Origin of the sequence: Leucobacter chromiireducens subsp. solipictus (assembly GCF_016758195.1) — a bacterium.
In the GTDB taxonomy this organism is placed as follows: domain Bacteria; phylum Actinomycetota; class Actinomycetes; order Actinomycetales; family Microbacteriaceae; genus Leucobacter; species Leucobacter solipictus.
Genome location: NZ_QYAC01000003.1, coordinates 170,075 through 193,091, shown reverse-complemented (window position 1 = coordinate 193,091; position 23,017 = coordinate 170,075). Strand labels below are relative to the sequence as shown.

At 69.8% G+C, this 23,017-nt stretch carries 30 protein-coding genes; 7 read left to right on the top strand and 23 right to left on the bottom strand.

Translation table 11 applies throughout. From position 1 onward, the window contains the following. Positions 1 to 56: 56 nt before the first annotated feature. The 3 genes from D3230_RS06755 to D3230_RS06745 all read right to left on the bottom strand — a co-directional run bounded on the left by D3230_RS06755 (position 57) and on the right by D3230_RS06745 (position 1,019). Entirely contained in the window at positions 57 to 197 is a 141-nt protein-coding gene (locus tag D3230_RS06755) for a hypothetical protein (protein ID WP_202344271.1), read from the bottom strand. After that, positions 194 to 406 carry a heavy-metal-associated domain-containing protein gene (locus tag D3230_RS06750; protein WP_202344270.1) on the bottom strand — a complete coding sequence of 71 codons (213 nt, stop codon included), beginning with the start codon at positions 404 to 406 and terminating at the stop codon, positions 194 to 196. Before D3230_RS06750 ends, D3230_RS06755 begins: the two co-directional genes overlap by 4 nt. Before the next feature lie 139 nt (positions 407 to 545). Continuing rightward, positions 546 to 1,019, bottom strand: a complete 474-nt coding sequence (locus D3230_RS06745; protein ID WP_202344269.1) for a MarR family winged helix-turn-helix transcriptional regulator — start codon at positions 1,017 to 1,019, stop codon at positions 546 to 548. 92 nt (positions 1,020 to 1,111) lie between these two features. Between D3230_RS06745 and D3230_RS06740 the strand changes: the two genes are divergently transcribed. Next, a complete protein-coding gene (locus D3230_RS06740) occupies positions 1,112 to 2,539 on the top strand; it encodes an MFS transporter (RefSeq protein ID WP_202344268.1) in 1,428 nt (475 codons plus the stop codon). A 70-nt stretch (positions 2,540 to 2,609) separates the two neighbouring features. Here the strand turns inward: D3230_RS06740 and D3230_RS06735 are convergent, their stop codons facing one another. Together D3230_RS06735 and D3230_RS06730 are read right to left on the bottom strand one after the other, a co-directional pair. Continuing rightward, on the bottom strand, positions 2,610 to 3,182 hold the full coding sequence (locus D3230_RS06735) for an NADPH-dependent FMN reductase (RefSeq protein ID WP_202344267.1): 573 nt from the start codon (positions 3,180 to 3,182) through the stop codon (positions 2,610 to 2,612). A gap of 190 nt (positions 3,183 to 3,372) precedes the next feature. After that, positions 3,373 to 3,870: a MarR family winged helix-turn-helix transcriptional regulator gene (locus D3230_RS06730; protein ID WP_337249118.1), complete on the bottom strand. Its 498-nt coding sequence runs from the start codon at positions 3,868 to 3,870 to the stop codon at positions 3,373 to 3,375. A 97-nt stretch (positions 3,871 to 3,967) separates the two neighbouring features. On the opposite strand from D3230_RS06730, the gene D3230_RS06725 reads away from it, so the two are divergent. Together D3230_RS06725 and D3230_RS06720 are read left to right on the top strand one after the other, a co-directional pair. Beyond that, the gene (locus tag D3230_RS06725; RefSeq protein WP_202344265.1) at positions 3,968 to 4,618 is read left to right on the top strand and encodes a DsbA family oxidoreductase; all 651 of its coding nucleotides are present in this window, start codon (positions 3,968 to 3,970) and stop codon (positions 4,616 to 4,618) included. Further along, on the top strand, positions 4,615 to 4,785 hold the full coding sequence (locus tag D3230_RS06720; protein WP_202344264.1) for a hypothetical protein: 171 nt from the start codon (positions 4,615 to 4,617) through the stop codon (positions 4,783 to 4,785). The genes D3230_RS06725 and D3230_RS06720 overlap by 4 nt, the downstream gene beginning before the upstream one ends. 65 nt (positions 4,786 to 4,850) lie before the next feature. On the opposite strand, the gene D3230_RS06715 is transcribed toward D3230_RS06720, so the two are convergent. The 8 genes from D3230_RS06715 to D3230_RS06680 all read right to left on the bottom strand — a co-directional run bounded on the left by D3230_RS06715 (position 4,851) and on the right by D3230_RS06680 (position 8,708). Further along, complete coding sequence (locus D3230_RS06715; protein WP_202344263.1) at positions 4,851 to 5,189, bottom strand: hypothetical protein; 339 nt, start codon at positions 5,187 to 5,189, stop codon at positions 4,851 to 4,853. Further along, on the bottom strand, positions 5,186 to 5,872 hold the full coding sequence (locus tag D3230_RS06710; protein ID WP_202344262.1) for an Asp23/Gls24 family envelope stress response protein: 687 nt from the start codon (positions 5,870 to 5,872) through the stop codon (positions 5,186 to 5,188). Before D3230_RS06710 ends, D3230_RS06715 begins: the two co-directional genes overlap by 4 nt. Next, entirely contained in the window at positions 5,869 to 6,435 is a 567-nt protein-coding gene (locus D3230_RS06705) for an RNA polymerase sigma factor (protein WP_202344261.1), read from the bottom strand. The genes D3230_RS06710 and D3230_RS06705 overlap by 4 nt, the downstream gene beginning before the upstream one ends. A gap of 96 nt (positions 6,436 to 6,531) precedes the next feature. Then, positions 6,532 to 7,146, bottom strand: a complete 615-nt coding sequence (locus D3230_RS06700; protein ID WP_202344260.1) for a hypothetical protein — start codon at positions 7,144 to 7,146, stop codon at positions 6,532 to 6,534. Then, the gene (locus D3230_RS06695; RefSeq protein WP_202344259.1) at positions 7,143 to 7,688 is read right to left on the bottom strand and encodes a hypothetical protein; all 546 of its coding nucleotides are present in this window, start codon (positions 7,686 to 7,688) and stop codon (positions 7,143 to 7,145) included. Before D3230_RS06695 ends, D3230_RS06700 begins: the two co-directional genes overlap by 4 nt. Then, positions 7,685 to 8,065 (bottom strand): hypothetical protein, encoded by a 381-nt coding sequence (locus D3230_RS06690; RefSeq protein WP_202344258.1) that lies wholly within the window; start codon positions 8,063 to 8,065, stop codon positions 7,685 to 7,687. Before D3230_RS06690 ends, D3230_RS06695 begins: the two co-directional genes overlap by 4 nt. Continuing rightward, positions 8,062 to 8,250 (bottom strand): DUF2273 domain-containing protein, encoded by a 189-nt coding sequence (locus D3230_RS06685; RefSeq protein ID WP_202344257.1) that lies wholly within the window; start codon positions 8,248 to 8,250, stop codon positions 8,062 to 8,064. Before D3230_RS06685 ends, D3230_RS06690 begins: the two co-directional genes overlap by 4 nt. Further along, positions 8,247 to 8,708: an Asp23/Gls24 family envelope stress response protein gene (locus D3230_RS06680; protein ID WP_202344256.1), complete on the bottom strand. Its 462-nt coding sequence runs from the start codon at positions 8,706 to 8,708 to the stop codon at positions 8,247 to 8,249. The genes D3230_RS06685 and D3230_RS06680 overlap by 4 nt, the downstream gene beginning before the upstream one ends. 309 nt (positions 8,709 to 9,017) lie before the next feature. On the opposite strand from D3230_RS06680, the gene D3230_RS06675 reads away from it, so the two are divergent. Continuing rightward, the gene (locus D3230_RS06675) at positions 9,018 to 10,649 is read left to right on the top strand and encodes an ABC-F family ATP-binding cassette domain-containing protein (RefSeq protein WP_202344255.1); all 1,632 of its coding nucleotides are present in this window, start codon (positions 9,018 to 9,020) and stop codon (positions 10,647 to 10,649) included. 212 nt (positions 10,650 to 10,861) lie between these two features. On the opposite strand, the gene D3230_RS06670 is transcribed toward D3230_RS06675, so the two are convergent. The 4 genes from D3230_RS06670 to lysA form a co-directional block, all read right to left on the bottom strand. Then, on the bottom strand, positions 10,862 to 11,638 hold the full coding sequence (locus D3230_RS06670) for an amino acid ABC transporter ATP-binding protein (RefSeq protein ID WP_202344254.1): 777 nt from the start codon (positions 11,636 to 11,638) through the stop codon (positions 10,862 to 10,864). Then, on the bottom strand, positions 11,631 to 12,593 hold the full coding sequence (locus D3230_RS06665) for an amino acid ABC transporter permease (protein WP_202344253.1): 963 nt from the start codon (positions 12,591 to 12,593) through the stop codon (positions 11,631 to 11,633). The genes D3230_RS06670 and D3230_RS06665 overlap by 8 nt, the downstream gene beginning before the upstream one ends. Positions 12,594 to 12,602: 9 nt before the next feature. Beyond that, a complete protein-coding gene (locus tag D3230_RS06660; protein ID WP_202344252.1) occupies positions 12,603 to 13,538 on the bottom strand; it encodes an ABC transporter substrate-binding protein in 936 nt (311 codons plus the stop codon). 81 nt (positions 13,539 to 13,619) lie between these two features. Beyond that, positions 13,620 to 14,918 (bottom strand): diaminopimelate decarboxylase, encoded by a 1,299-nt coding sequence (gene lysA / locus D3230_RS06655; RefSeq protein ID WP_202344251.1) that lies wholly within the window; start codon positions 14,916 to 14,918, stop codon positions 13,620 to 13,622. 83 nt (positions 14,919 to 15,001) lie between these two features. On the opposite strand from lysA, the gene D3230_RS06650 reads away from it, so the two are divergent. Next, entirely contained in the window at positions 15,002 to 16,600 is a 1,599-nt protein-coding gene (locus D3230_RS06650) for a PucR family transcriptional regulator (protein WP_202344250.1), read from the top strand. Here the strand turns inward: D3230_RS06650 and D3230_RS06645 are convergent. Beyond that, positions 16,597 to 17,196 carry a TetR/AcrR family transcriptional regulator gene (locus D3230_RS06645; RefSeq protein WP_202344249.1) on the bottom strand — a complete coding sequence of 200 codons (600 nt, stop codon included), beginning with the start codon at positions 17,194 to 17,196 and terminating at the stop codon, positions 16,597 to 16,599. The genes D3230_RS06650 and D3230_RS06645 overlap by 4 nt on opposite strands. 116 nt (positions 17,197 to 17,312) lie before the next feature. On the opposite strand from D3230_RS06645, the gene D3230_RS06640 reads away from it, so the two are divergent. Next, the gene (locus D3230_RS06640; protein WP_202344248.1) at positions 17,313 to 18,518 is read left to right on the top strand and encodes an MFS transporter; all 1,206 of its coding nucleotides are present in this window, start codon (positions 17,313 to 17,315) and stop codon (positions 18,516 to 18,518) included. Here the strand turns inward: D3230_RS06640 and D3230_RS06635 are convergent. Further along, positions 18,507 to 19,352, bottom strand: a complete 846-nt coding sequence (locus tag D3230_RS06635; RefSeq protein WP_202344247.1) for a PaaX family transcriptional regulator — start codon at positions 19,350 to 19,352, stop codon at positions 18,507 to 18,509. The two genes, D3230_RS06640 and D3230_RS06635, sit on opposite strands and share 12 nt — an antisense overlap. Positions 19,353 to 19,370: 18 nt before the next feature. Continuing rightward, entirely contained in the window at positions 19,371 to 19,895 is a 525-nt protein-coding gene (locus tag D3230_RS06630) for a YqeB family protein (RefSeq protein WP_202344246.1), read from the bottom strand. Between the two features lie 189 nt (positions 19,896 to 20,084). Between D3230_RS06630 and D3230_RS06625 the strand changes: the two genes are divergently transcribed. Further along, on the top strand, positions 20,085 to 21,167 hold the full coding sequence (locus D3230_RS06625; protein WP_237467119.1) for a GNAT family N-acetyltransferase: 1,083 nt from the start codon (positions 20,085 to 20,087) through the stop codon (positions 21,165 to 21,167). On the opposite strand, the gene D3230_RS06620 is transcribed toward D3230_RS06625, so the two are convergent. From D3230_RS06620 to D3230_RS06610, 3 genes are all read right to left on the bottom strand, one after another. After that, positions 21,160 to 21,381 (bottom strand): hypothetical protein, encoded by a 222-nt coding sequence (locus tag D3230_RS06620; protein WP_202344244.1) that lies wholly within the window; start codon positions 21,379 to 21,381, stop codon positions 21,160 to 21,162. The two genes, D3230_RS06625 and D3230_RS06620, sit on opposite strands and share 8 nt — an antisense overlap. Beyond that, complete coding sequence (locus D3230_RS06615) at positions 21,378 to 21,800, bottom strand: hypothetical protein (protein ID WP_202344243.1); 423 nt, start codon at positions 21,798 to 21,800, stop codon at positions 21,378 to 21,380. Before D3230_RS06615 ends, D3230_RS06620 begins: the two co-directional genes overlap by 4 nt. 157 nt (positions 21,801 to 21,957) lie before the next feature. Then, positions 21,958 to 23,001 (bottom strand): agmatine deiminase family protein, encoded by a 1,044-nt coding sequence (locus D3230_RS06610; RefSeq protein WP_237467118.1) that lies wholly within the window; start codon positions 22,999 to 23,001, stop codon positions 21,958 to 21,960. Between the last annotated feature and the right edge of the window lie 16 nt (positions 23,002 to 23,017).

The window sequence follows — 23,017 nt, the reverse complement described above, 5'->3', positions numbered from 1 at the left end:
GTGTGAGTGCCTTTCTGCGTGGGCCGGTGGGCCGCACGCTTCGTGCGGAACGATCGTTAGTGGGACGGGGTGTGCGCCTGCTGCGTCCAGTCCGCAACAAATTCGGCGGGGACCACCGCGCCGGCGATGAAGTAGGCCGCCACGAACGCGACGACCAGCCCGATGCCGTAGAGGCCGAGGCGCGCTCCGGCGTTCATGAGGCGCGAACCGCGGAGTACCCAGCCTCGGTCACCGCGGCGAGGACCTGGGCATCGGTGACCTCTGCGTCGCTGGTCACGGAGAGCCTGCCGGTCTGCGCGCTCACCTCAATAGCCTCGACACCGGGAATCTCAGAGACTTCCTCCCGAATCGACAGCTCGCAGTGCCCGCACGTCATCCCGGTTACCTGGTATTCGTTTGTCGTCATCACGCGGCCTCCATTCACGATTGATACCCCAGGGGGGTGTACAGCCACCACTGTATACCCCCCTAGGGTATTTAGCAACGCGAAATTTTCCGCCCCACACGCTCCGCCCGGCCACCCGCCCGAGCGCGACGCCGCGCCCCTACGCGCGGACACCGCCGTCCTCATCAGCATCCACGACCGCGCGCAACAGTCGGGTGAATTCCCGCCGCTCCGCGGCGCTGAGCCCGGCCAGAAGCGCATCCTGTGCCCGAATGAGCGCCGCAGCGATCGCCTCATGGCGCGTCACGCCGCGCGGCGTCAGCGACACGAGGTTCTGTCGCCGATCCAGCGGGTTGGGGCGGCGCTTCACATACCCTTCACCTTCAAGCTCAGCCAGGGCACCCGCGGTGTCACTCCGGTCGACATGGCAGTAGCGCCCCAGTTCGGCCTGGGTCGCCGTCCCCAACTCTCGGAGCGCACTCAGCGCCGCGTATTGATAGCGCGTCGCACCCACTTCCGCGTACGCAGCCACCACCCGCCGATTCGTGAGCGTCGCCGCCTGCGCGATGAGCCAGCTCGGCGTCTGCCGAAGTTGCGTCGGTTCCCAACCCTCAGCCTGCACGCTCGCGTCCATCCCCCCAGTGTACGCGGCAATCGTTGGCGCTCCCAACGGTTGTGATACCGTTGGTGCCACCAACGAATTACGCTCCTCACCCCAGGATGGCCATGCCCGATACCGCTCCCCCGACCACACCCCCGCCCGCACACTCGGCCCGCTGGTGGGCGCTGAGTTGGATCTCTCTGACCCAGCTCATGATGGTGGTGGTCTCGACGGTCATGAACATTGCGGTGCCGTCGGCGCAGGCGGACCTGGGGCTGACCGACACGCAACGCCAATGGGTGATCACGATCTACCTCCTGGCCTTCGGCGCGCTCCTCCTCCTGGGAGGTCGCGTGGCCGACACCATCGGGCGTCGCCGGGCTCTGCTCATCGGCCTGGCAGGGTTCACCCTCGCCTCGATCCTCGGCGGGCTCGCCCCAAACCCGGAGACGCTGCTCGCCGCACGCGCCCTGCAGGGCGTCTTCAGCGCACTCATCGCCCCGGCCGCGCTCGCCCTCATGTCGCTCACGTTCCCCGCGGGCCCCGACCGCGCGAAGGCGTTCGGCATCTTCGGCACTATCATGGGCGCGGGCTCCGGCGTCGGCGTCGTGGTCGGCGGGATCCTCACGGACAGCTGGGGGTGGCGGTCTGCCATGTTCATCAACGTGCCGATCGCACTCGCGGCCGCGATTGGTCTCCTGATCGCACTGCCCGCCGATCCGGCGCACCGCGGTCGCGTCGACCTCCTCGGCGGCGCGCTCAGCGCACTCGGGCTTACCGCACTCACCCTCGGGTTCACGAGCAGCGAGACCTCGGGCTGGACCGCGCCCGCCACCCTGGGGCTCTTCACGGTCGGCACCATCGCGCTCCTCGGTTTTGTGTGGCGGCAGCACCGAGCCCCGGCCCCCCTCATGCCCCTCACGCTCTTCGCCGAACGCCGTCGCTCGGCGGCGTTCCTCGCCATGCTGTCGTGGGGCATTGCCATCATGCCGGTGTTCCTGTTCCTGAGCGTGTTCCTCCAGCAGATCGTCGGCCTGACCCCACTGCTGTCGGGACTCGCCTTCCTCCCCTACACGCTGGCGATCCTCGTGACCGTGCGCGCCATCCGGCCACTCCAGGCACGCGTGGCCCCGCGCGTGCTCATTTCCGCGGGCCTGCTCGTCATCGCCACGGCGCTCGTCCTCCTCTCCCTGCTCCACTCCGACGCCTCCTGGATGCAGGTGCTGCCGGTGCTCCTCCTCCTCGGCATCGGCACCGCGTCCGTGCAGCCCACCGCGCAGAGCGCCGCGACGTACCAGGCGGGACCCGCTTCCGGCGCCGCCGGAGCGGTAGCGAGCACCGCCCAGCAGGTCGGTTCCTCCCTGGGCATGGCCCTGCTCGGCAGCGTTGCCGCCACGGCGACGGCCGCGGCCGCTGGCGCGGGACACACGGCCGGTGCCTCGGTCGTCGCCGGCTTCGCGACGGCGGGCAGCGTCGGGGCCGCGATCCTCGCTACGGCGGCCGTCGTCACATTTGTGGTGGCCGGGCGCGATCGGGCCGCAGTCGCGCGCTAACACGACGAAGGGGCCCGGCCCAACGGCCGAGCCCCTCCCTGCCCGAAGCGGCACCCCGAGCGCCGCTCAGTTACGCGGCGTTCGCGCCCGCAATCTGCTTGGCCACGTGCGCCTGCACGGCACGGAGCCAGGCAAGCAGGAACTCGGCGGTCGACTCATCCGTGACCTCACCGGCGTCCGTGATCAGCCCCTCGTGCATCTGCACGTAGGCCTCCGGCTGCCCCATAGTGGGCGAGTCCAGGAAGGACAGGATCTGCCGCAGGTGCTGCTGGCCCGCCGCGGTGGCGATCTGCCCGATCGAGGCACCGATCACCGCGGTCGGCTTGCCCCCGAAGCTGTTCTGCCCCCACGGGCGGCTCGCCATATCGAGCGCGTTCTTGAGCACCCCCGGAACCGAGCGGTTGTACTCGGGCGAGACGATGACCACCGCGTCGACCGATTCGATGGCCTGCTTGAACTCCGCGGCCTCGGCGGGGATGCCGCCGTCGTGATCGGCCGAGTAGAACGGCAGCCCGGCGATGGGGATCTCTGTCAGGGTCAGTCCCGCCTGCGGGGCGAGCGCCACGAGCGCCCGAGACAGGCGACGGTTGATGGAGGTCAAAGAGATGCTGCCAACCAGGAAGCCGACGTTCAGTGTTGCCATAACGGTGAATCCTCTCGAAGTAAATGCACTTGCATCTATTTCAACAGATCTCGCGCCCATCCATTCCGCCCACAGCTGACAATCTCATGGGTGCGCGATCCCCCGCATCGCGCTAGGCGGCAGCATCGGTGCGACGCACACGACACCCGGCGAGCACCGAGCGCCGCCGCGTCGCCGTGTCGCGGGCACGCTACACGGAGGGAGCGAGATCCGCGTCCGCTCGGCGCGAGGCGGCGAACGGTCGCGGCCACGGGCGCTGATCGGCCGCCTCGATCGCCTGATTGAAGCGGGTCAGGTAGCTCGCAAAGGTGCTCAGATCCTCGGGACTCCAGTCCTGCGTGGCGCGCATCAGGCGACCCATGTTCTCCCGGCAGGCGGCGGCGAGCTGCTGCTCCCCCTCGGCAGTCACCACAAATTTGCGCGCGATCCCGCCCTCCGGGTCCGGGATCCGCTCGATCAGCCCGCTCCGCAGCATGGCGGCGGTCTGCCGGTGCAGCGTCGACATCTCAAGCCCGATCGCGTCGCTGAGCTGCGCCAGCGTCAGTGACCCGCCGCAGGTGAGGCAGCTGAGGATCGTGTACGCGCTGCGATCAAGCGAGTTTCCCTCGCACCGGTTCGCCGCGAGCGTGAGGTGCCGAGCAAGCAGCATTGCCTCAAGTTCGAGCGTCGCAATCGTTGGTGTCACCACGTGAGGCCCCTCTCCACGTTCGGGCCTGCCCGTGCACGGAAGTTGTAGGATACAATCAATATGTATTATACATATTCCTCTCCGAATCGAGGCCGAGATGACCGCCCCTATTCCCGTCGATATCTGGTCCGACATCGCGTGCCCGTTCTGCTACATCGGGAAGCGCAAGCTCGAGGCCGCGATCTCCAGCACCGGGATCCCCGTCGAGATCACCTACCACTCCTTTGAACTCGATCCGCACGCCACCGACGAGGCACCGGGCGCACACACCGAGAAGCTCGCCCAGAAGATGGGGGTCACCCCACAGCACGCGGAAGAGATGGGCCAGCGGGTCGTCGATGCGGCCGCGCAGGTCGGCATCACCATGGACTATTCCCGTGTCCAGGGCCCCCGCACCCGCACCGCGCACCAGCTGCTGCACTACGCCAAACAGCACGGCCTGCAGGCGGAGATGAAGGAACGGCTCATGTCCGCGTACTTCACGGACGGGATGCATGTCGGCGACATCGAACAACTCGCGGATCTTGCCGCAGAAGTCGGCCTCGACCGCTCCGACGTGGTGCGCTCGCTCACCGCAGATGAACACCTGGCCGCGGTCGAAGCCGACGTACAGCAAGCCCAGAACTACGGGATCCAGGGCGTCCCCTTCTTCGTGCTCGACGGCAAATACGCGATCTCCGGGGCCCAAGAACCCGAGACCTTTGCGCGTGCGCTGACGCAGGTGCGCGACGAGCGGGTGTCCGCGTGAGCGCCGCAGGGCACACGGCCGCGGCCACGCCGGACCCGGAGCAGCTTCCCGAGACCCCCGCACCGTTCACCATGCTGGGCGCCACCGGCGTCGGCGTCTGCGAGGGAGACGTGTGCGCCATGCCCGGCGCCGCGACGGCGCCCGTCGCTCCCGACACGACGGAGTAGCCGCGGGACGAGCCGCGCGGCGGGGCCCCGGGAAAATCCACCCCGGGGCCCCGCCGCGCTGCCCGCTACGCGCCGGGTTCCACGTGCACGGCCGTGACCTCAATGCGCGCCTCGCCCGCACCCCACTCGGTGAGCGCGGCGCGGATCGCGGCATACGCAGCCCGCACGACCCGCGGCGTCGCGGCGGTCGTTCCGACGCCCAGCGCGACCTCAACGAGGAACGCCTCTCCGTCTGCCCGCACCCGTACCGGGGATCCGGGATCCGGCGTACCGAGAGCCGGCGCGGCCCCTGCCGTGAGGGCGTGCACCGCGGCGGAGCTCGGCGGGTACAGCGCCACGACGCCGGGCACCGCCCGCACTCGCGCATCGATCAGGGAACGCACGTGGCGCAGCTCCTCGGTCATGCGTCCTCCTCCGCTCGGCGCGGGGTCCACTGCACGTCGCGCACCCGAATGTCCACGCCCGAGACGTTGAGCTCCGTGTGCTGCGCCAAGCGCGCGGCGACCTCTGCGCGCAGCCGGGCGACCCCCGCGGGAATCGGCACCCCGTAGCGCACGCTCACCTCAAGTGATACCCGAGTGGGTGCGCCCCACTCGGTGATCGCACCGTCGAAGCGGCAACGACCGATGAGCAGCCCAGGCACCGCGGCTTCCGCGGACCGGATCACCCCGCGTACCGCTCCCTCGGTCATTCCCAGCTGCCCGTCCGGGGGGCTCGTCACCGCCGTGCCGTCGTCACTGCCCGGGTCCCGCTCGACCACCTCGAGGTCCGGCTCGGCCGGCGCAATGGGGATGCGCCGGCCAGCCCGGACATCATGAGCGATCCCCGTGAGAATGCTCTGCACCCAGTCCTCGTCAGGCGTCGGCTCGGCAGCAGCCTCTGCGGCGAGCGCCGCCGCCGTGAAGCCGCGGAGCCTGCCCAGCGATTCCAGCGCAAGTTGGCACCCGGGTGAGGCTTCGATCGCGGGGTTCGGGGGCATGCGCCCGGCGTCCAGATACTCGGCCAACTCCTCGAGGGTGTGTCCGTCGAGGTCGTCGAAGGCACCGGGCGTCACGTCCGGGGTATCCCGGCCATCATCCACAGTCATCGCCACTCCTCCATCCGGACCAAGAGGAACTTCCGGGCGCGCGCCAGCAGGCCGCGCACCGTCGAAACGGAGACGTCAAGTTCGTCCGCGATCTCCTCATAGCGGTACCCTCCAATCTCTCGAAGCGCCCAACACGCACGTTGCGCGTCCGGGAGCTCGTGCAGTGCGGCCCGGAGCGCGGCGGTGCCGCTTCGCTCCTCCACGATGCGCGCTGGTGCGGTGCGCTCGGGTGCGCGGGGTTCCACATCGTCCACGTCGAGGTGAACCCGGGTCGCGCGAATCCGGTCGATCGCGGTCCGCCCGGTGATCCGCATGAGCCAGCTCCGCACCTTGCCGGGGTCCGAGAGCTCCTCGAGTCGCTGCCAGGCGACGACCCAGACCTCCTGCACCACGTCGTCAACATCGGCGGTGCCGGGAAGTACCTGCCGCGCGTACGCCCGCATCATGGGCGTGTGCCGCCGCACCAGCACCGCAAACGCCGCCGTATCACCGTCTGCAGCACGCCCCGCGACGATCGCGTCGTCGGCTGCGGACAGCGCGTCTTCGTGGGATTCGGCATCCATGTCTCCCCCTTCACAGAGGTCCGCCACGTGTGGACCGTCATTCTTTCCCGGGTTCCTGAACGTTCCGGGCACGGACCCGGCCGGGTACGCCGAGCATCAACGCACGCGGACCACGGAGCGCCAGCGGTGCCAGAGCCCGGGTCCCGCCAGGTGCAGCACCACCGGCATCGGCGCTCCGATGAGTGCGTCCCACTCCTCGACTGCGGTTTCGGCCCGAGCTACGACCTCGGACAGCACCGCTCCGCGCTGGGTCGTGACGTGCAGGATCAGGGCGGGCTGGCGCCGCACGCGGTAGGCGCCCAGCTGTACCGCCAGCACGCCCGGGCACGCACGCATGGCCTCGTTCAGCATGTCCGCGGCGACACTCCGATCCACCGTCGTCGTCCCCGCTGTTGCCGCCGCGCGAAGCAGGGTCGTCGTGCGTCCCCCGCCGCGCGTGGCAAGAAACCACAGCAGGAGGATGAGCAGCACGAGCAGGCCGGCACCGGCCCACGCCGCGATGCTGGGCGTCACCACCACGGCCCCCGGGTCCTGGAGCGCCGCGGACACCACCGATCGCACGCCAGTCAGAAACTCGGCCGCCCCGGGCAGGAGGCGCGCGACTACGTCGGGCCACATCGTGGACCCGAGCAGCAGGAGGCCACCGACCGCCAACAGGAGCCCGGCCACCACCAGCACCACCCGGTTCCATCCCCGGTTGCTCGCGTTCATGCGATCACCCCGCGCGAAGCCAGGCTCACCCGAACGGTTCCCGGGAACCCGGCATCCTCGAGGACCGCCTCCGCGGCCCGCCGTACGCTGTCGGCGTCCAGAGCGACCCCGCTCGTCGGAGTGACGTGTACCGCGACCGCGCGCTTGCCGACGCTGACGCGTGCCTGACTCCGGTCGAGTTCGCAGCGCAACGCGACCCCGTCGGCGACCGCGTTTGCGAGCACGGATGCGTCACACAGCACGGCGAGACGCCCACTCGTCCGCTGTCGCCGGGAGTTGCGTCCGGGGAGCACGCCCGCCCCGAGCAGCAGGAACCCCAGGAGCAGCAGCGCCGCCCCGACAGCAACCACCGCGGCGGGGGCGAGGGGCAGATCCCGTATCGCGGCGCCCACCCCATCGCGCAGCCGCGGGTCGAAGATGCCCCACACCGCCACGCCGACCGTGACGAGCACGACGCACACGACCACGACCGCGGGTGCGGTGCGCGAGGCGTGAGTTTCCCGACGCAGCACCCGCCGGTATACCGCTGACAGCTCGGTCATGCCACCCTCCGGGGACGTCCTCGGTGCACACCCGCGAACCGCACATCGACCGTCGCGACGCGCCGCCCGGCGAGATCCCGCATCCCGGTGATCACCGCATCGCGAAGCTCGGCACCGCGCTCCGTCACGGTGGGGCCCGGGAGTTCCGGGAGCGCGAGCGGGAGCGTGACGCCCGCGCGCAATGCCCCCTCCGAGTCGGAGAGCGTTACCCGCACGTCTCGGAACGGCACGCGGGCCGCGTCCCGTGAGAGCGCCGTCGCGAGGCGTTCCAGCGCACGCGGGGTGAGCACGGTGCGGCCGGGCACCGGGGCATCCGCGGTCGGCGCGGCTGCCCCGGTCACGACGACCTCCGCGGTCGGCGCGGCTGCCCCGGTCACGACGACCTCCGCCCGCGGAAGACATCAGCGAGCGCGCGGACGTCGATCTGGCCGTCGAGCACCCGGCCCACCGTCGCCCCCACGAGCATGAGAACGGCAACCAAGACGGCCGCCCAGAATCCCAGCACCACCCAGCTCAGCGCGATCACCGCGCCGACGAGAGCTCCGACCGTGCCGCCGCTCACAGGACTCGCGCCTCCGGTGCCTCGTCGCCGGCGCTCTGGTCGTCATCCGAGGGAATGTGCACGTCATTCACGGTGACGTTCACCTCGGTGACCTCCATACCGACCAACTCTCGCAGCGCCCGGTAGATCGACCCGCGCACGTCACCAGCAACCTGCTGCAGCGAGACCGGGTACTCCGCGACGATCGTGACGTCGACGGCGACCTGCGTCTCCCCGACCTCCACGCTGATCCCCTGGGTCAGATTGGTCGTGTTCAGGACGTCGCGGATCGCGCCAACGACGCGCGCCGCGCCGCCGCCCAGCGCGTAGACGCCCGTGACCTCACGCGCGGCGATACCCGCGATCTTCGCAACCACGCCGTCTTCGATCGTGGTCTTTCCCACCAGACCCGCGGCGGACGCCGGCGCGGCGACCTTCCCGGTCGAGGTCGGTGCAGCCGTGTTCGAACCCTGTGCCATGAGCGTCTCCTTCTCGTGTGGACCGCGCCGCGTGACGCGGATCGCTGAGAGCAGCGATACCTCTAGGACGGAGGCGGGGCACGATTCGTCACAAAAAATCCTGCGCCCTGGTCCGGCCTGCGTCAGCATCGCGGTGGTAGCATGGCCGCATGCGTCACCACTACTTCCTGTAACGGCCGAGCCCGCGCCACGCTCGTCGAGCTACTCCGAGCGCGCGGACCCACGCTCACCGAGACCGCACCGGTCGCCGTTATTTGGCGTACCCGTCGTCACCGTGCGACGGAATGCCCAGGCAGAAGGAACTGCACCATGCCATCGACCCATCGTGTACCCGCGCGCCACCGCGCCCAACTCACCGCAACAGATCTCGCCGTCATCCGCGGCACCATGCACGTCCTGACCGGGGTGAACCTCGCGGTTTCCCCCGCATCCCGCATCGCGATCATCGGCGAAAACGGCCGCGGCAAGTCCACCCTGCTGCACGCGCTCGCCGGCACGCTCCCCCCGAGCAGCGGGACGGTGCGCCGGATCGGGACGCTCGCCCTTGCCGAGCAAGAAATGTCCGCGCCCGTCGGGCGCACCGTCGGTGACGCCGTCGCCGAAGCGATCGCCGAACCGCTCGCCGCGCTCGCCGAGCTCGACGCCGCCGCCGCACAGCTCTCCGCGGGCACCGACGCTGCCGCCGCTCGCTACGCCGCCGCGCTCGAACACGCCGAGGCGCTCGATGCGTGGGACGCCGAGCGCCGCGTCCAGATCGCCCTCGCGGCCCTCGCCGCCGAGGGCGACCTCACCCGGGAGCTCGCCGCGCTCTCGGTGGGGCAGCGCTATCGCGTCAGGCTCGCCTGCGTGCTCGGTGCCGACGACGACTTCCTCCTCCTCGACGAGCCGACCAACCACCTCGATCGGAGCGGGCTGGAGTTTCTCACCGCGCAGCTCCGCGAGCGGCGCGGCGGTGTGGTGCTCGTCAGCCACGACCGGGCGCTCCTCGCGGACGTCGCCGAAACGATCGTGGACCTCGATCCCACGCCCGACGACCGGCCCCGGATCTCTGGCGGCGGGTACGCCGGGTACCGGGAGGATCGCGCCGCCGCGCAGGCACGGTGGGAACAGGCCTACGAGCGACAGCAGGCCGAGCACGCGCGCCTCCAGGACAACCTGAGCGCCGCGCAGAACCGGCTCGTTTCCGGGTGGCGGCCCGAGAAGGGCACCGGGAAGCATGCCCGGGCGACCCGTGCCGGCGGGATCGTGCAGAGCGTACATCGACGCCAGGAGGAACTCGACGCGCACGCGATCGCGTTGCCCGAACCGCCCCTTGCCTTCGCCTTCCCCGAGCTCCCCGTCCGGGCAGGGGTCGACCTCGTGTCGCTCGACGAGGCCGCGGTCACCGGCCGCCTGCACACGCCGGTCACCCTCGCGCTCACGAGCGGCGACCGGCTCCTCGTGACGGGCCCGAACGGCGCGGGCAAGACCACGCTGCTGCAGGTGCTCGGTGGGGCACTCGCCCCGAGCTCCGGGACGCGGCGGGCGGCGCGCACGGCACGGGTGGGGAGCCTGCCGCAGGAAAGCGCGCTGCCCGCCGCGCGACGCGCCAGCGAGTTCTTCGCGACGCGCGTGGAGGCGCTGATCGCTCAGGGGACGCTCGACCCGGCGGCGGCCGCGGGACTCGCGTCCTTCGGGCTGCTCCGATCGCGCGACGCGGGGAAACGGATCGGGGACCTGTCGATGGGGCAGCAGCGCCGGCTCAGTCTCGCACTCGTGCTCGCCGCCCGGCCGCACGTGCTGCTGCTCGACGAGCCGACGAACCACCTCTCGATCGCGCTCGTCGACGAACTCACCGACGCGCTGCAGGCCACTCCGGCCGCCGTGGTCGTGTCGAGTCACGACCGGCAGCTCCTCCGCGACACCGCGACCTGGCCCCGCCTCGCCCTCGCGGCGCCCTAGCGCCTCCCCGCCCGGGGGCGGCCCGGGCCCGCCCCGCTCGCCCCGGCCCGCCGCGGGCCCGCCATATACGCATCGATGGGTGAGTTTCTGGGGCTTCAGGTTCACGAAGCCCCAGAAACTCACCCATCGAGGGAATGAGCGGGAGGAAGAGGAGGGATAGTACGGCGTGGCCGCGGGCGGAGCGGGCCCAGGGGGCCGCGGGGCGGGTGGCGCTAGAGCACGCTGTGGAGGAAGCCCTGGGTGCGGGCGTGCTGGGGGTGGTCGATCACGTCGGCCGGGGCACCGGCCTCGACCACCACGCCGCCATCCATGAACACCACCTGATCGGCCACCTCGCGGGCGAAGCCGATCTCGTGGGTCACCACGATCATCGTCATGCCCTCGTTCGCAAGCTCCTTCATGACGTCGAGCACCTCGCCGACGAGCTCGGGATCCAGCGCGGAGGTGGGCTCGTCGAACAGCATCAGCTTGGGCTTCATCGCGAGGGCTCGAGCAATCGCGATGCGCTGCTGCTGGCCGCCCGAGAGTTGCGACGGGTAATGGTCCGCCCACGCGTCCAGGCCGACGCGGCGCAGCAGCGTGTGCGCCTCGGCGATCGCGTCCGCCTTGCTCCGGCGTGAGACGACCATGGGGGCCTCGATGATGTTCTCGAGCGCGGTCTTGTGCGGGAACAGATTGAAGCGCTGGAACACCATGCCGATCGAACGGCGCTGCTTCGCGACCTCGCGGGGGTGCATTTCGCGCAGCCGCTCCCCCTCGGGGCGGTAGCCGACGATCTCGCCGTCGACCGAGATCCGGCCCCCGTCGATCGTTTCGAGGTGGTTGATGCAGCGCAGCAGCGTGGACTTGCCCGAGCCGGACGGGCCGAGCAGCACCGACACCTGGCCGGCGTGCACATCCATCGAGATGCCCTTGAGCACCTCAAGGCTGCCGAAGTGCTTGCGCACCCCGCGGAGCTGGACGAGGGCGGTATCGCTGAGCTCAGCCATTGCGCTCCCCCTTCTTCTTTCCCTGGAACTGGACGGCGATCGCGCCGGTCATTTCGCGCGCCTTCTGCAGCGGCGAGGCCGGAGCATTGCGCTCCACCCCACGGCCGAAGTAGCGCTCGAGGTAGAACTGCGGGATCGAGAGGATCGACACGATCAGGAGGTACCAGATGCTCACCACGATGAGCAGCTCGACCTGCTTGAGGTTCTGCGCCGAAATCTGCGTGGCCCGGGTGTAGACCTCCATCACCGCGATCAGCGAGAGCAACGAGGTGTTCTTGATCATGGAGATCAACTCGTTGCCGAGCGGCGGGATGATCACGCGCATCGCCTGCGGCAGCAGGATCCGCGTGAAGGTGGCGAGCGGGCTCATGCCGAGCGAGGCGGCCGCCTCCTTCTGCCCGGCATCGACGGACAGCATGCCCGAGCGCACGATCTCGGCCGAGTACGCGGCCTCGTTCAGCGTGAGCGCGATGATGCCGGCCACAAACGCGGTGAGCAGCACGTTGGTGTCGATCTCCCAGAACACCACGTCGGTGAACGGAATGCCCAGGGTGATCTTCTCGAAGATCAGGCCGAAATAGCCCCAGATCACGATCTGCACGAGCAGCGGCGTGCCGCGGAACAGCCACACGTAGAACGAGGAGAACACGACCGCGACGGGGTTCCCCGAGAGCCGCATCGCCGCCAGGATCACGGCGAGCACGGTGGAGATGATCATCGCGATCGCGGTGATCAGGAGCGTCACGCCCACGCCGGACACGATCTCCGGGTTGAACATGTACTGCCCCACCACGGAGTAGTCGATGTTCTTGTTCGTCCAGAGGGCCTGCACAAACCAGGCGGCAAACAGGATCAGGGCGATCGCCCAGATCCACCGCCCCGGCCGCCGGAGCGGGAGCGCTTCGATGTCGAAGCTCCGATCCTGCGCCGGCGCCGTCACAGTTGAGGTACTCATGGTTCGGTCTTAGCCTTCCGTTGACGCGCCGTTGACGATGGCCTCGTCCGTCGCGAACTTCCCGAGGTTGTGGGTGTCGAGGATGTCCTGGTAAACGCCCTCCTCGATGAGTGCCTGCAGGGCGAGGCGCAGCGCCTCGGTGAGCTCGGTGTTCTCCTTGAGCGTGCCGATGCCCGTGTAGACGGGGTTGATCCCGGCGGGGAACTCCGGATCGTCGACCATCTCGAAGTCCTTGCCGTCGCCCGCGGTGGCCACGGTGTAGGCGGCGACGGGGGCGTCAACCGGGTAGGCCACCACGCGGCCGGCCTTCAGCGCGGTTTGCGGGTCCTGCGCGGTGGGCAGCTGCTGGATCACGAGTTCGCCCTTCCCCTCCGCCTTGCAGGTGGCAGCGAGCTCATTCAGCAGCTCGAGCTGGGCGCTCGCCTTCTGCACGGCGACCGGGTGCCCGCACAGATCGTCAAGCCCGGTGATGCCCTCGGGGTTGCCCTGCTTCACGACGATGGTGAATCCGGCGTAGATCTCTTCGATGAAGTTGAGGGTCGCCTCGCGCTCGATCGTGTCGTTCATGCCCGACATGATGATGTCGAACTTCTTGGCCTGCAGCGACGGGATCACGGTCTCGAAGGCCTGGTGCGAGATCTTGAACTCGACGCCGAGCTTCTCACCGAGCGCCTGAGCCAGATCCGGATCGAGGCCGCTCTGGGTCTCGCCGTCGAGCATGATGAACGGCGGGTACGGGATCCCCGCGGCGGCGCGGATCACGCCGGACTCGCGGATCGACTCGGGAAGCGCCGCCGCGGCGGCCTCGTCGATGCCGGAGGTCACCTGCGTCGCCGGATCGGCGGAGGGGGTCGCGGTGCCGCCGGTGTCGCCGCCGGAGCAGGCGGTGAGGCCGAGCATGGCGGCGAGCGCTGCGGCGGCGGAGATCTGAACGAGCTTCTTCATGGGGGTTCCTCTTCCTTGGGGAATGTGGTCGGGGGACGGTGTGGGTGGGAAATGAACGAGTGGGGCGCGAGGGGCGGTGGGCTAGGAGGCCCAGGCCTCCTCGCTCGGGCCGACATGATGGCCGAGGAACTCGGCGTAGGTCTGCCGGCGCACCGCGAGGCGGCTCTCGCCGTCGCGGCAGAACACCACGGCCGGCTTCAGCGCCCCGTTGTAGTTGTTGGAGAGCGTGTAGCCGTAGGCCCCGGTCGCGGCGAGCACGATCGTATCGCCGGGTGCGGGCGCCGCGAGTTCGGCCCGATCCACGAGCAGATCTCCGGACTCGCACTGACGTCCGACGAGTTGCGCGGTCGTGTCCGGGGCGGCGTTCGCCCGATCCGCCACGATCGGCGTGAATTCCATGTTCATGAGCGCGACGTTCATCTGGTCGGCGAGGCCGCCATCGACGGCGACGAAGGTCGCCCCCGTCCGCTTGACGTTGTTCACGCGGTAGGCGGTCATTCCCGTGCGCGCCACGAGGGAGCGCCCGGGTTCGATGATCAGGCGGCTGCCGGCCGGGAGTACCCGGGCCGCGGCGGCCGTAATCGCGTCAAGATAGGCGTCGAGGCTCGGGGCGTCGTGCGTGACGTTGTAGTTCACGCCGAGGCCGCCGCCGATGTTGTAGACGGGGAACTCGCCCAGCTCGCGCACGGCCTCGACCGCGCGCTCAAACGGCTCCACTTCGAGCACCTGGGATCCGATGTGGAGGTGCAGGCCGACGACGTTGATGAACGGGTGCGCTTCGAGCTTCGCGATGAGCTCCTTCGCCTGCGAGATCGGCAGCCCGAACTTCGAGGCGGACCCCCCGGTTGAGATCGCCTTGGGGACGTTCGGGTCCACGCCGGGAATGATCCGAATCAGCACGTCCTGGGGCCGCGTCAGGAGGTCGTCGAGGCGCTCCACATCGGCCTCCCCGTCGAGCACGATCGCGCCGATCCCGGCCTCGACCGCGAGCACGAGCTCCTCGTGGCTCTTCGCGTTGCCGTGCAGGTGGATCAGCTCTGCCGGCGCCCCGGATTCGAGGGCGAGCAAGAGCTCACCGGCACCGGCCACGTCGATCGCGAGCCCCTCGGCCGCGGCGATGGCGTAGGCGGCGAGCACGGGAAACGACTTCGAGGCGAAGGCCACCTGGCTGTTCGGCCAGCGGGCGGCGAGCCCCTCGCGGTAGGCGCGCATGCGTTCCCGCAGCCCCTGTTCGTCGATCACATACAGCGGCGTGCCGTACTCCTCGGCGAGCGCGGGGACCGAGCAGCCGCCGACCTCGAGGACGCCGTTGTCGCGGACCGCTGCGTTCGGGGGAAAGATCCGTGCGAACCGAGGATCGTGAAACCCGCTACCTGCCACTGGGGAACTCCTTTGTTTTCGTCTCTACCGACTGTAGAAAGCGAAAACCCCCGAACAGTTATCGGATTCGCTAATGTTCACCCGTGGTCTTATCGATTCCGCGCACCAGCGCCCTCCCTCCGCTGTCGACCGGGCTTCCCATGGGCAATCTCGTGAGCCAGATGGGGCACGGCGTCCTCACGGTGCTCCACGAGTCGCGGCGCCCCGCGGCGCTCATCGGGGTGGCGTACTACGACACCGATGTGGGCGAGCAGCAGCTCGCCGGGCAGCTCATCATGCTCACGGCGCACGCGGAACTGGGCACCGAACGTCTCGATGCGCTCTGCGCCCGGCTCGGCGAGGCGCGTGTGAGCGGGATCGTGGCGCGCGGCGCGAATGGCCCCGAGGGCGCGGCGCTCGTGGCGGCGTGCGCGCAGCACGACATTCAGCTCCTGAACCTCACCGCGGCCGTCGGCTGGCGAGAGTTTGATGCCCTGGTGAGCCGCCTCCTCGGGGAGCACGGGGCCGGCCTGCAGCTCGGCACGAACTCGGGCGATCGGCTGTTCTCGCTCGCGAACTCCGTCGCGCAGGCGTTCGGCGGCTCCGTCGCGATCGAGGATCATCGGCGCAACATCCTCGCCTACTCCGCACTCCCCGGCCAGGCGATCGACGCTCTCCGCGCAAACGGGATCCTGACCCGACGCACCCCGGACGGTCCGCTCAACGAGGTCCGCTATCGCCAGGTCTTCGCCGCCGACGGGATCTCACGGTTTCCCACGGAGAACGGCTTCGCGCCGCGTGCGGCGCTCCCGCTGCGGGCAGGGAACATTCCGCTGGGTTCGATCTGGGTGATCGATCCTGCGGGCGACGAGCTCACCACTCCGCTCTCCCCGGAGAAGGAGGAGGTGCTGCGCAGCGCGGCGGAGCTGGCCTCGGGGTACATCGTGGACGCCTGGCGCTTCGACCACGGCGATGAACGATCCAAAGAAACGGCGCTGCGCCGCCTATTCACGGGCACCCCGCACGAGAACGATTCGACCGTGCTGGGACTCCGGCCCGAACAGAACTGCCTCGTGCTCGCGATCGACAGCGGCGCGATCCTCGAGGGCGACCTGAGCGAGATCCGCACCGCCGCGTCCCGCCACCTGTCCGTGTACTTCCCGGGCAGCATCTGCAGCGTGATGGAGGGGAAAGTGGTGGCGCTTCTCCCCACGAGCTCGACGGGGCCCGTGGTGCGCTCGCTTGAACGCCTCCTGCCCGAGCTCGAGCGCCTCGTCGGCACCGCCTGCCACTGCGGGCTCAGTTACCCCCGCAAGCCCAGTTCCTCACTCGTCGAGGACTACGAGCGGGCCGTGCGCGTGGCCGAGTGCGCGCGCTCCATGCGCCTCGCGGTCGCAACGCCTGACGAGGTGCAGCCGCAGTTGGTGCTTCGGCAGTGCGCGGACGCGCTTCGCACCACGGACCTGCAACTCCCCGAGACGGAGACGCTGCTCGGCCCGGCAGAGGCGGAGACGCGGGCCACCCTCCTCGCCTGGCTGGAGGAGCGCGGGAGCGCGCCGCGCGTAGCGGAGCGCCTCAACATTCACGAACAGACCGTGCGGTACCGCGTGCGCCAGGCGACGACGCGACTCGGCATCGATCTGGAGGATCCGGACCGCACCCTCACGCTGTGGCTGCAGCTGCGACTGGCCGCGTTGGACTAGTCGTCTCCGGGCACGGTGCGGGACGTGGGGCGGAGAAAGCGCCGCGCGAGCGCGCGGTGGTCCGCGGCGGCCGGCGCGGTGCCCCCCGCGAGCACGCGGAACAGGGTCGGCCCGACGAGCTCCGCGACGAGCGCGTCGTCGCTCAGCTCGGGCTCGCCCGGCCCAGCGCCACGGATGCGCCGGATCACGGCCCGGGCGGCGTCACCCAGCACGTCCTGGCCGCGCATCAGCTCGGCCACCTGCGGGTCGTGCTGGGCCTCCCCGAGCAGCGCGCGGTACGCGAGGCCCGCGTCGGAGGCGGTGAGGAAGGCACCGAGCGCCGCGAGGAACTCAGTCACGACCGCCTCGGGCGGCCCCGCCGCGGCGACCGTGAGCTCCCGCGCCGCGTCGGCGGCGCTGGCCTCGAGCAGGATCTCCGCCTTCGAGGACCACCACCGGTAGACGGTTTGACGCCCCACACCCGCCTTCTCGGCGATGCCCTTCATCGTCAGCGCCGCGTACCCCTCGGCTACGAGGAGATCGTCCGCGGCGTGGAGGATCGCGCGCCGCGCGTCTTCACTCCGTGGGCGGCCCTGCGGGCGAGGTGTGGCGGACATGCCTCGACCGTACCATTTTCGAGACTTGCTGTCTTGGAAGTCCGGGAGTAGGCTTGCGATACACACTGTCTCGTTAATGCACCGGCCGCACGCCCGGCCCCACAGGAGGACACCGCATGCCCACACCCCCGACGCCCCACTGGGGTGCCGCATCCCGGCGGGCCATCGTCGCGACCGCGGTCGCGTTCGCCGTCACCATGATGGGCACCACGCTTCCCACCCCGCTCTACGCCATCTATTCGAGCGAGCTGAGCTTCACGCCCCTGACCGTGACGGTCCTCTTCGCGGTCTACGCGCTCGGCGTCGTCGGCGCGCTCCTCCTCTTCGGCCGGCTCTCTGACGAGCTCGGCAGACGCCCCGTCCTCATCATCGCGCTCGGATTCGCGCTCGCGAGCGCCGCCCTCTTCCTCCTCCCGCGGAGCCTCCCCCTGCTCGTGATCGCCCGGGTGGTGTCCGGGATCGGGGCTGGGCTGATGAGCGGGGCCGGCACCGCCGCCGTCATCGACCTGTTCCCCGCCGACCGCAAGGCGCTGGCCGCCACCGTGGCCGTCACCGCCAACTCGGGCGGCCTCGCGCTCGGAACGCTCAGCGCCGGCCTCATCGCCACCGCGGGCGGCGCACCCCTCGTCACCCCCTTCGCGCTCCACCTTGCCCTCGCCGTCATCGCGCTCATCGGCCTCGCCCGCTGGACGCCCGCCCCGACACAGCGCGGCCGGTTCCGGATCCGGCCCCAGCGGCTGCGCGTCCCGGCGCAGATCCGCGGTGCGTTCATCCGCGCCGTGTGCGCGGGCGGGATCGGCTTCTCGACCGCCGGGGTCCTGACCTCCGTCTCCGCCCTGTTCCTTGCCCGGCATCTCGGACTTCCGAGCCCCGCGCTCGCCGGGTTCGTGGTGTTCCTCACCTTCGCGGGAATGGCGGCGGGGCAGCTGGTCGCGCGACGGCTGCGCCCCGCCGTCGGGATCCCCGTCGGCTGCGGCGGCTTGGCCATCGGGGCCGGAATCCTCGCCCTTGCACTCGCATCCGAGACCCTCGCGCCGCTCCTCATCGCGTCCGCCCTGCTCGGAGTGTCGAGCGGCCTCTGCCTGAACGCCGGCATCGCGAGTACGGCCGAACAGGTCGCGCCCGCCGAGCGCGGCGGCGTGTCCTCCGCACTGTTCGCCGGGCTCTATGTTTTCCTCGCGATTCCCGCGATCGGCGTCGGCGTGCTGACCGGCCCGCTCGGACTCATCGCCGCGGGGCTCGTGTTCTGCGCGCTCGTGGCGCTGGGCGCGCTGGCTGTAGGGGGTGCGGCGCTCGCAAGCGCGCGGCGGTCAGGTGGCTAGCGGCGCGTCCTCGAACATGGGGAGCTCTGGCGCCAGCGCCCGGAGGTCTTCCCACACGCGCAGGAACCGCCGCCGCACGGTTTCGGGGTGCCAGTCACGCGCCCGGAGCTCCCGTGGCACCAGCGGATCGGCCCGCAGCGCCTGATCCAGAGCCTCGCTCAGCTGCAGCGCCTGCGCGGCGATCGCGACCCGACCGTCCGGGCGGGTACGCTCCGCGCGGACCAGCTCACGCCCGAGAGGCGCATACGCCGCAAGCGTCGGTTCGGCCGGCCAGTACCGTTCAGCGATCGCCACGTCATCCGCGCACCCCGGAACGTGGAGCTCGGTCGTTGCGGCTTCAATCAGCCGGGACTCGAAGCCCTTGAGCGCGAGGAGCCGGCCCACCTCGGGGCCGAGTTCGTGCGACGACAGGTACATCCCCGGTGCGAGTGCCACGGCCCCGAGGAGCGTCAGCGCGCCCCGCACAGCGTCTCGCTCGGCGCGCTCCGCTTCGGGGATTGAGAATGCGAGAATCCGCCACCGCCCATCCCACGGCGCACCGCCCGCATCCTGCGTGAACGCAAAGTCGACGAGCCGCTCCTCCGCCGCGGCCTCGGCGATGGCCGGGCCGGTACGCTCGAGCTGCCCCGCACGGCCACGCCCCAGCTGACGCAACGATCCCGCGGCTTCCATGCGCCGGATTGCGAGCCGCACACGCTGCTCAGGAACGCCCAGTTCGAGGCCTACGTCATACAGAAAGTCGAGCTGAGCTCGCCCGTTCACCCCCAGGCAGCCCTCGATGATCGTGCGGGGCGACACCTCAATGGTCTTCGCTTCCACCACCTCGACCGTCATACGGATACCGTATCGCGCTCAGGGGCCCGCCGGCGGCGTCCGTGCATCAACGCTCTCCCAGGGGTACCCGTGCCGCGTAAACGCGGCCGCGATCACAGCTTTCCCGCCCTCGACGTCGTCGTCGAACAGCACGCGCCCTGCCACCGACTCAATACGCACCTTGCCGCCGTGACGATAGACGCCACCGACCTGCTCCCGAGCCACGACGCGAACGTCATCTCCCTCGCGAATCTGGATCTGCCGGTCACTCAGCGTGAGCACCGCGCTCTGGGACGTGATCACGAACGCAATCACCAAGCCAATAATCCCCAGCACCGCCGGGCGACCCGCCACCATCAGGGGATGCTCAAACGAGCCCAGGAACTTCAGAACGTCGAGGTACGGGATCGGCCACGTCGCGACGTGCTGCAGCAGCCACGGCAGGGCAAACCCCAGCCCCACTCCAGCGCCACCACACACCCCCCATACCAGTACCTTGTCGGCCGCCGTCATACGCAGCACAGTCTCGCTGCGCGCCGGATCGTCATTCTGCGATGCACCCACTGCGCCTCACCCCTTTCGCACTTTTCTCTCTTTCTTGACACGATCGTATCAGAAAAGATAGATTCAGGAGTTCACCCCCGCGCGAAAGGACGCTCCCGCATGCACCCTCCACCCCCTGCTCACGCATCGCCGGAAGCTTCTGCCGGCCTCCCGGCCGAGGCAGGCGAGACTCCGCTCCGCTGGCGCCCGATGCGCAAGACCGATGCCGCACTGATCCATCGCCTCCATCTCGCCGCGGGGCGCGTCGACCATCCCCACGAACGTCACGAGCGCGCGACCGTCGCGTCGCTCTTTGCCGAATCGAACTTCGTGCCGCGACGCGACGGGGTTATCGCGATCGGCCCGGGCGGGACGGCACTTGCGTACGGTGCCTGCGTCCGCGAGGACGACCCGGCACCGGACCCCTTCCGCGCGATCCCTGCCCATATCGAGGTCCGCCTCGAGGGAACCGTGCACCCACGGATCCGCGGCCGAGGTGTGGGCCGGGCGCTCTTCGTATGGCAGCAGCACCGTGGCCGGGAACTCGGGGCACGCCCCGCCCCCACGGCCCGCACCCCGGATCATCCTGGGTTCCCCCAGCTCCTCACCGCCTTCGCACACACGCCAGGCTCCCCCGCGGCACGGCTGTACCGCGCCGCAGGCCACACTCCAGTCCGCACCTGGCTCCGGTTGCGTCGCCCCCTGGGCACCACGGCACCGGCGTCAGCGGCTCCCGCGCCGAGCATTCCCGTGCGCACGCTGCCGTCCGGGATCCAGCTTCGGCCGTTTGCCCTTCGATATTCCGAACGCACTCGGATCGCATTCAACGACGCGTTTCGCGACCACTGGGGTTTCACCCCGATCTCGCGGCGCGACTGGCGTCGCCAGGGGCGCGATCACACCTTTGCACCCGGCATTTCGCTGCTCGCACTGAGTGGGCGCGGGACACTACGGGACCCGCACCAGGTGGCGGGTTTTGTACTTGCCGCGGTCAACCGGAAAGAGTGGGTGCTGCACGGTGAGCGCTTCAGCGTGTTCGACGCGATCGGAGTCACCCGAGCTTGGCGTGGCACCGGGCTCGCCACGCCACTCATCGCGGCGGCACTGCGCGCCCACGAAGCCCGAGGGTTCTCGAGCGTCGAACTTGACGTGGATGCGGACAACCCGAGCGGCGCACTTGCCATGTATGAGCGGCTGGGCTTCGCTGAGCGCGATCGCTCCGTGAGCTACGGTCTCAGCGTGGAGCGTTGCGAGGGAACGGCACCCTCCGGGCCTCCGCGCACCCCTAGTTGAACATGAAGCTCGACGCGCACGTCCCGAATGCGACGACAAATGCGGCGAACAACCCCAGGGTGACCCAGGTATTCATGGGGAGCTTCTCCGGGCCGTCATCCGTCGCGGCGCTCTCCATGGCGGTGCTGTCCACGGTTGCCGGATCCAGCGCCGGCTCGGCGGCCGGATCGGAGTTCAGGGTCCCGTCGGTCCGGGGATCGGGTGCGGCGCTCATGCGGGGTTCACCATCCGCGTGATGTCGGAGACGAGGGCGATCGCCAGCACCGCGAAGACGAACACCATGAACCACGTGTACATCCACTTGCCGCGGTGGTCGCTGACCCAGAAGCGGCGCACGCTGATCACGCCGTTCACCACGGCGATCGCGCACAGCACTATGCCAACGGGCGCGGCCAGGACCCCGGCGACGCCAACGATGGGAACGAGGATCGGGATCAGGAGGTAGGTGATCAGGCACCGCACCCCCGAGATGATGATGGCAACCCGGAAGTTCCGGTGCGCGTCCCGGTCGATGAACGGGGTCTTCTTGATTTCGGAGACGCGCAGCAGGCGACGCATAAACCGGTCCGCTGCGGAGCGCTGGACGTCAGTTGTCTCTTCGCCTGTCGTCGGTGCGGTGTTCACGATAGCCATTGACTCTCCCAGTCGAGCGCAGTGCGTGCGGACGGACCCCATCTCGCGAAGAGCCTAACAGTCTTTTCCTGCTCATCAGATGTGGGGCCGACGGGCGCTCGCACGGCGACCGCCCGTCGGCCCGATGCGTTCCGTCGGCCCCGGTTTCTGCGCCCCGCTACACCCGTGGCTGGTGCTGCGTGATGCAGTGGATGCCGCCGCCGTAGCGGAAGATGTTGCGCGCGTCGACGCCGACGATCTCGCGGCCCGGGTACGCCTCCGCGAGTCGCGCTGCCGCGTCCGCATCCTTCGGGTCGTCGAAGGTGCAGGCGATCACGGCACCGTTGGTCACCAAGTGGTTCACGTAGCTGTAGTCAGTCCAGCCCTCCTCGTCGGTGACCCGGGTGGGTGCGTCGAGCTCGATCACCCGCCAGGGCGTCCCCGCGTGCGTGGTGGACTCTTCGATGACACGCTCGAGCGCCTCCCACAGGTGGAAATCCGGGTGGCTCGGGTCCTGCTGTCGGTGCACGAGCAGGGTGTCCGCGTCCGGCATGGTGGCCACGATGTCGATGTGACCGCGGGTGCCGAAGCGCTGCGAATCGCGGTGGAGCCCGCGCGGGAACCAGATCGCCCGGTCCGCACCGATCGTGCGCCGCAGTTCCGCCTCGATCGCATCGCGCGACCATCCCGGGTTGCGGAACCGGTCGAGCTGCACGGTGTCGGTGAGCAGCACGGTGCCTTGCCCGTCGACGTGGATGCCGCCACCCTCGGTGACGAGCTCGGAGCTCACGAGTTCCGCCCCGGCCAGCTCCGCGACGAATGCGCCGATGTGTCGGTCCCGTTCCCAGGCGGCCCAGGACTGTTGCCCCCAGCCGTTAAACACCCAGTCCACGGCACCCAGCCGTCCGCCGGATCCGCGCACGAACGTGGGGCCGATGTCGCGCATCCACGCGTCGTCGAGCGGCGCCTCGACGAGGGTGATCTCCGCGGAGAGCAGTCGCTGCGCCACCGCGCGGTCGGCGGGATCGACGACCATTGTCACGGGAACGAAGTCCGCCGTCGCGTGCGCCACGGCGGTCCAGGCCGCGCGCGCATCCTCGGTGTCCTCGCTCGCGTTTCCGAACGATTCCCCGCGCGGCGGGAACGCCATAAAGACGCGCTCGTGGGGGTCGGTTTCGCTGGGCATCTGCCAGGCAGGGGCCTGGGTCGGCGTGTAAGTCATGTGTGGGTCCTTTCGG

Bases quoted from the DNA above. Each gene is read 5' to 3' on its own strand.
- D3230_RS06755 (WP_202344271.1), bottom strand. From the start codon at position 197: ATGAACGCCGGAGCGCGCCTCGGCCTCTACGGCATCGGGCTGGTCGTC.
- D3230_RS06750 (WP_202344270.1), bottom strand. From the start codon at position 406: ATGACGACAAACGAATACCAGGTAACCGGGATGACGTGCGGGCACTGC.
- D3230_RS06745 (WP_202344269.1), bottom strand. From the start codon at position 1,019: ATGGACGCGAGCGTGCAGGCTGAGGGTTGGGAACCGACGCAACTTCGG.
- D3230_RS06740 (WP_202344268.1), top strand. From the start codon at position 1,112: ATGCCCGATACCGCTCCCCCGACCACACCCCCGCCCGCACACTCGGCC.
- D3230_RS06735 (WP_202344267.1), bottom strand. From the start codon at position 3,182: ATGGCAACACTGAACGTCGGCTTCCTGGTTGGCAGCATCTCTTTGACC.
- D3230_RS06725 (WP_202344265.1), top strand. From the start codon at position 3,968: ATGACCGCCCCTATTCCCGTCGATATCTGGTCCGACATCGCGTGCCCG.
- D3230_RS06715 (WP_202344263.1), bottom strand. From the start codon at position 5,189: ATGACCGAGGAGCTGCGCCACGTGCGTTCCCTGATCGATGCGCGAGTG.
- D3230_RS06710 (WP_202344262.1), bottom strand. From the start codon at position 5,872: ATGACTGTGGATGATGGCCGGGATACCCCGGACGTGACGCCCGGTGCC.
- D3230_RS06705 (WP_202344261.1), bottom strand. From the start codon at position 6,435: ATGGATGCCGAATCCCACGAAGACGCGCTGTCCGCAGCCGACGACGCG.
- D3230_RS06700 (WP_202344260.1), bottom strand. From the start codon at position 7,146: ATGAACGCGAGCAACCGGGGATGGAACCGGGTGGTGCTGGTGGTGGCC.
- D3230_RS06695 (WP_202344259.1), bottom strand. From the start codon at position 7,688: ATGACCGAGCTGTCAGCGGTATACCGGCGGGTGCTGCGTCGGGAAACT.
- D3230_RS06680 (WP_202344256.1), bottom strand. From the start codon at position 8,708: ATGGCACAGGGTTCGAACACGGCTGCACCGACCTCGACCGGGAAGGTC.
- D3230_RS06675 (WP_202344255.1), top strand. From the start codon at position 9,018: ATGCCATCGACCCATCGTGTACCCGCGCGCCACCGCGCCCAACTCACC.
- D3230_RS06670 (WP_202344254.1), bottom strand. From the start codon at position 11,638: ATGGCTGAGCTCAGCGATACCGCCCTCGTCCAGCTCCGCGGGGTGCGC.
- D3230_RS06665 (WP_202344253.1), bottom strand. From the start codon at position 12,593: ATGAGTACCTCAACTGTGACGGCGCCGGCGCAGGATCGGAGCTTCGAC.
- D3230_RS06660 (WP_202344252.1), bottom strand. From the start codon at position 13,538: ATGAAGAAGCTCGTTCAGATCTCCGCCGCCGCAGCGCTCGCCGCCATG.
- D3230_RS06645 (WP_202344249.1), bottom strand. From the start codon at position 17,196: ATGTCCGCCACACCTCGCCCGCAGGGCCGCCCACGGAGTGAAGACGCG.
- D3230_RS06640 (WP_202344248.1), top strand. From the start codon at position 17,313: ATGCCCACACCCCCGACGCCCCACTGGGGTGCCGCATCCCGGCGGGCC.
- D3230_RS06635 (WP_202344247.1), bottom strand. From the start codon at position 19,352: ATGACGGTCGAGGTGGTGGAAGCGAAGACCATTGAGGTGTCGCCCCGC.
- D3230_RS06625 (WP_237467119.1), top strand. From the start codon at position 20,085: ATGCGCAAGACCGATGCCGCACTGATCCATCGCCTCCATCTCGCCGCG.
- D3230_RS06620 (WP_202344244.1), bottom strand. From the start codon at position 21,381: ATGAGCGCCGCACCCGATCCCCGGACCGACGGGACCCTGAACTCCGAT.
- D3230_RS06615 (WP_202344243.1), bottom strand. From the start codon at position 21,800: ATGGCTATCGTGAACACCGCACCGACGACAGGCGAAGAGACAACTGAC.
- D3230_RS06610 (WP_237467118.1), bottom strand. From the start codon at position 23,001: ATGACTTACACGCCGACCCAGGCCCCTGCCTGGCAGATGCCCAGCGAA.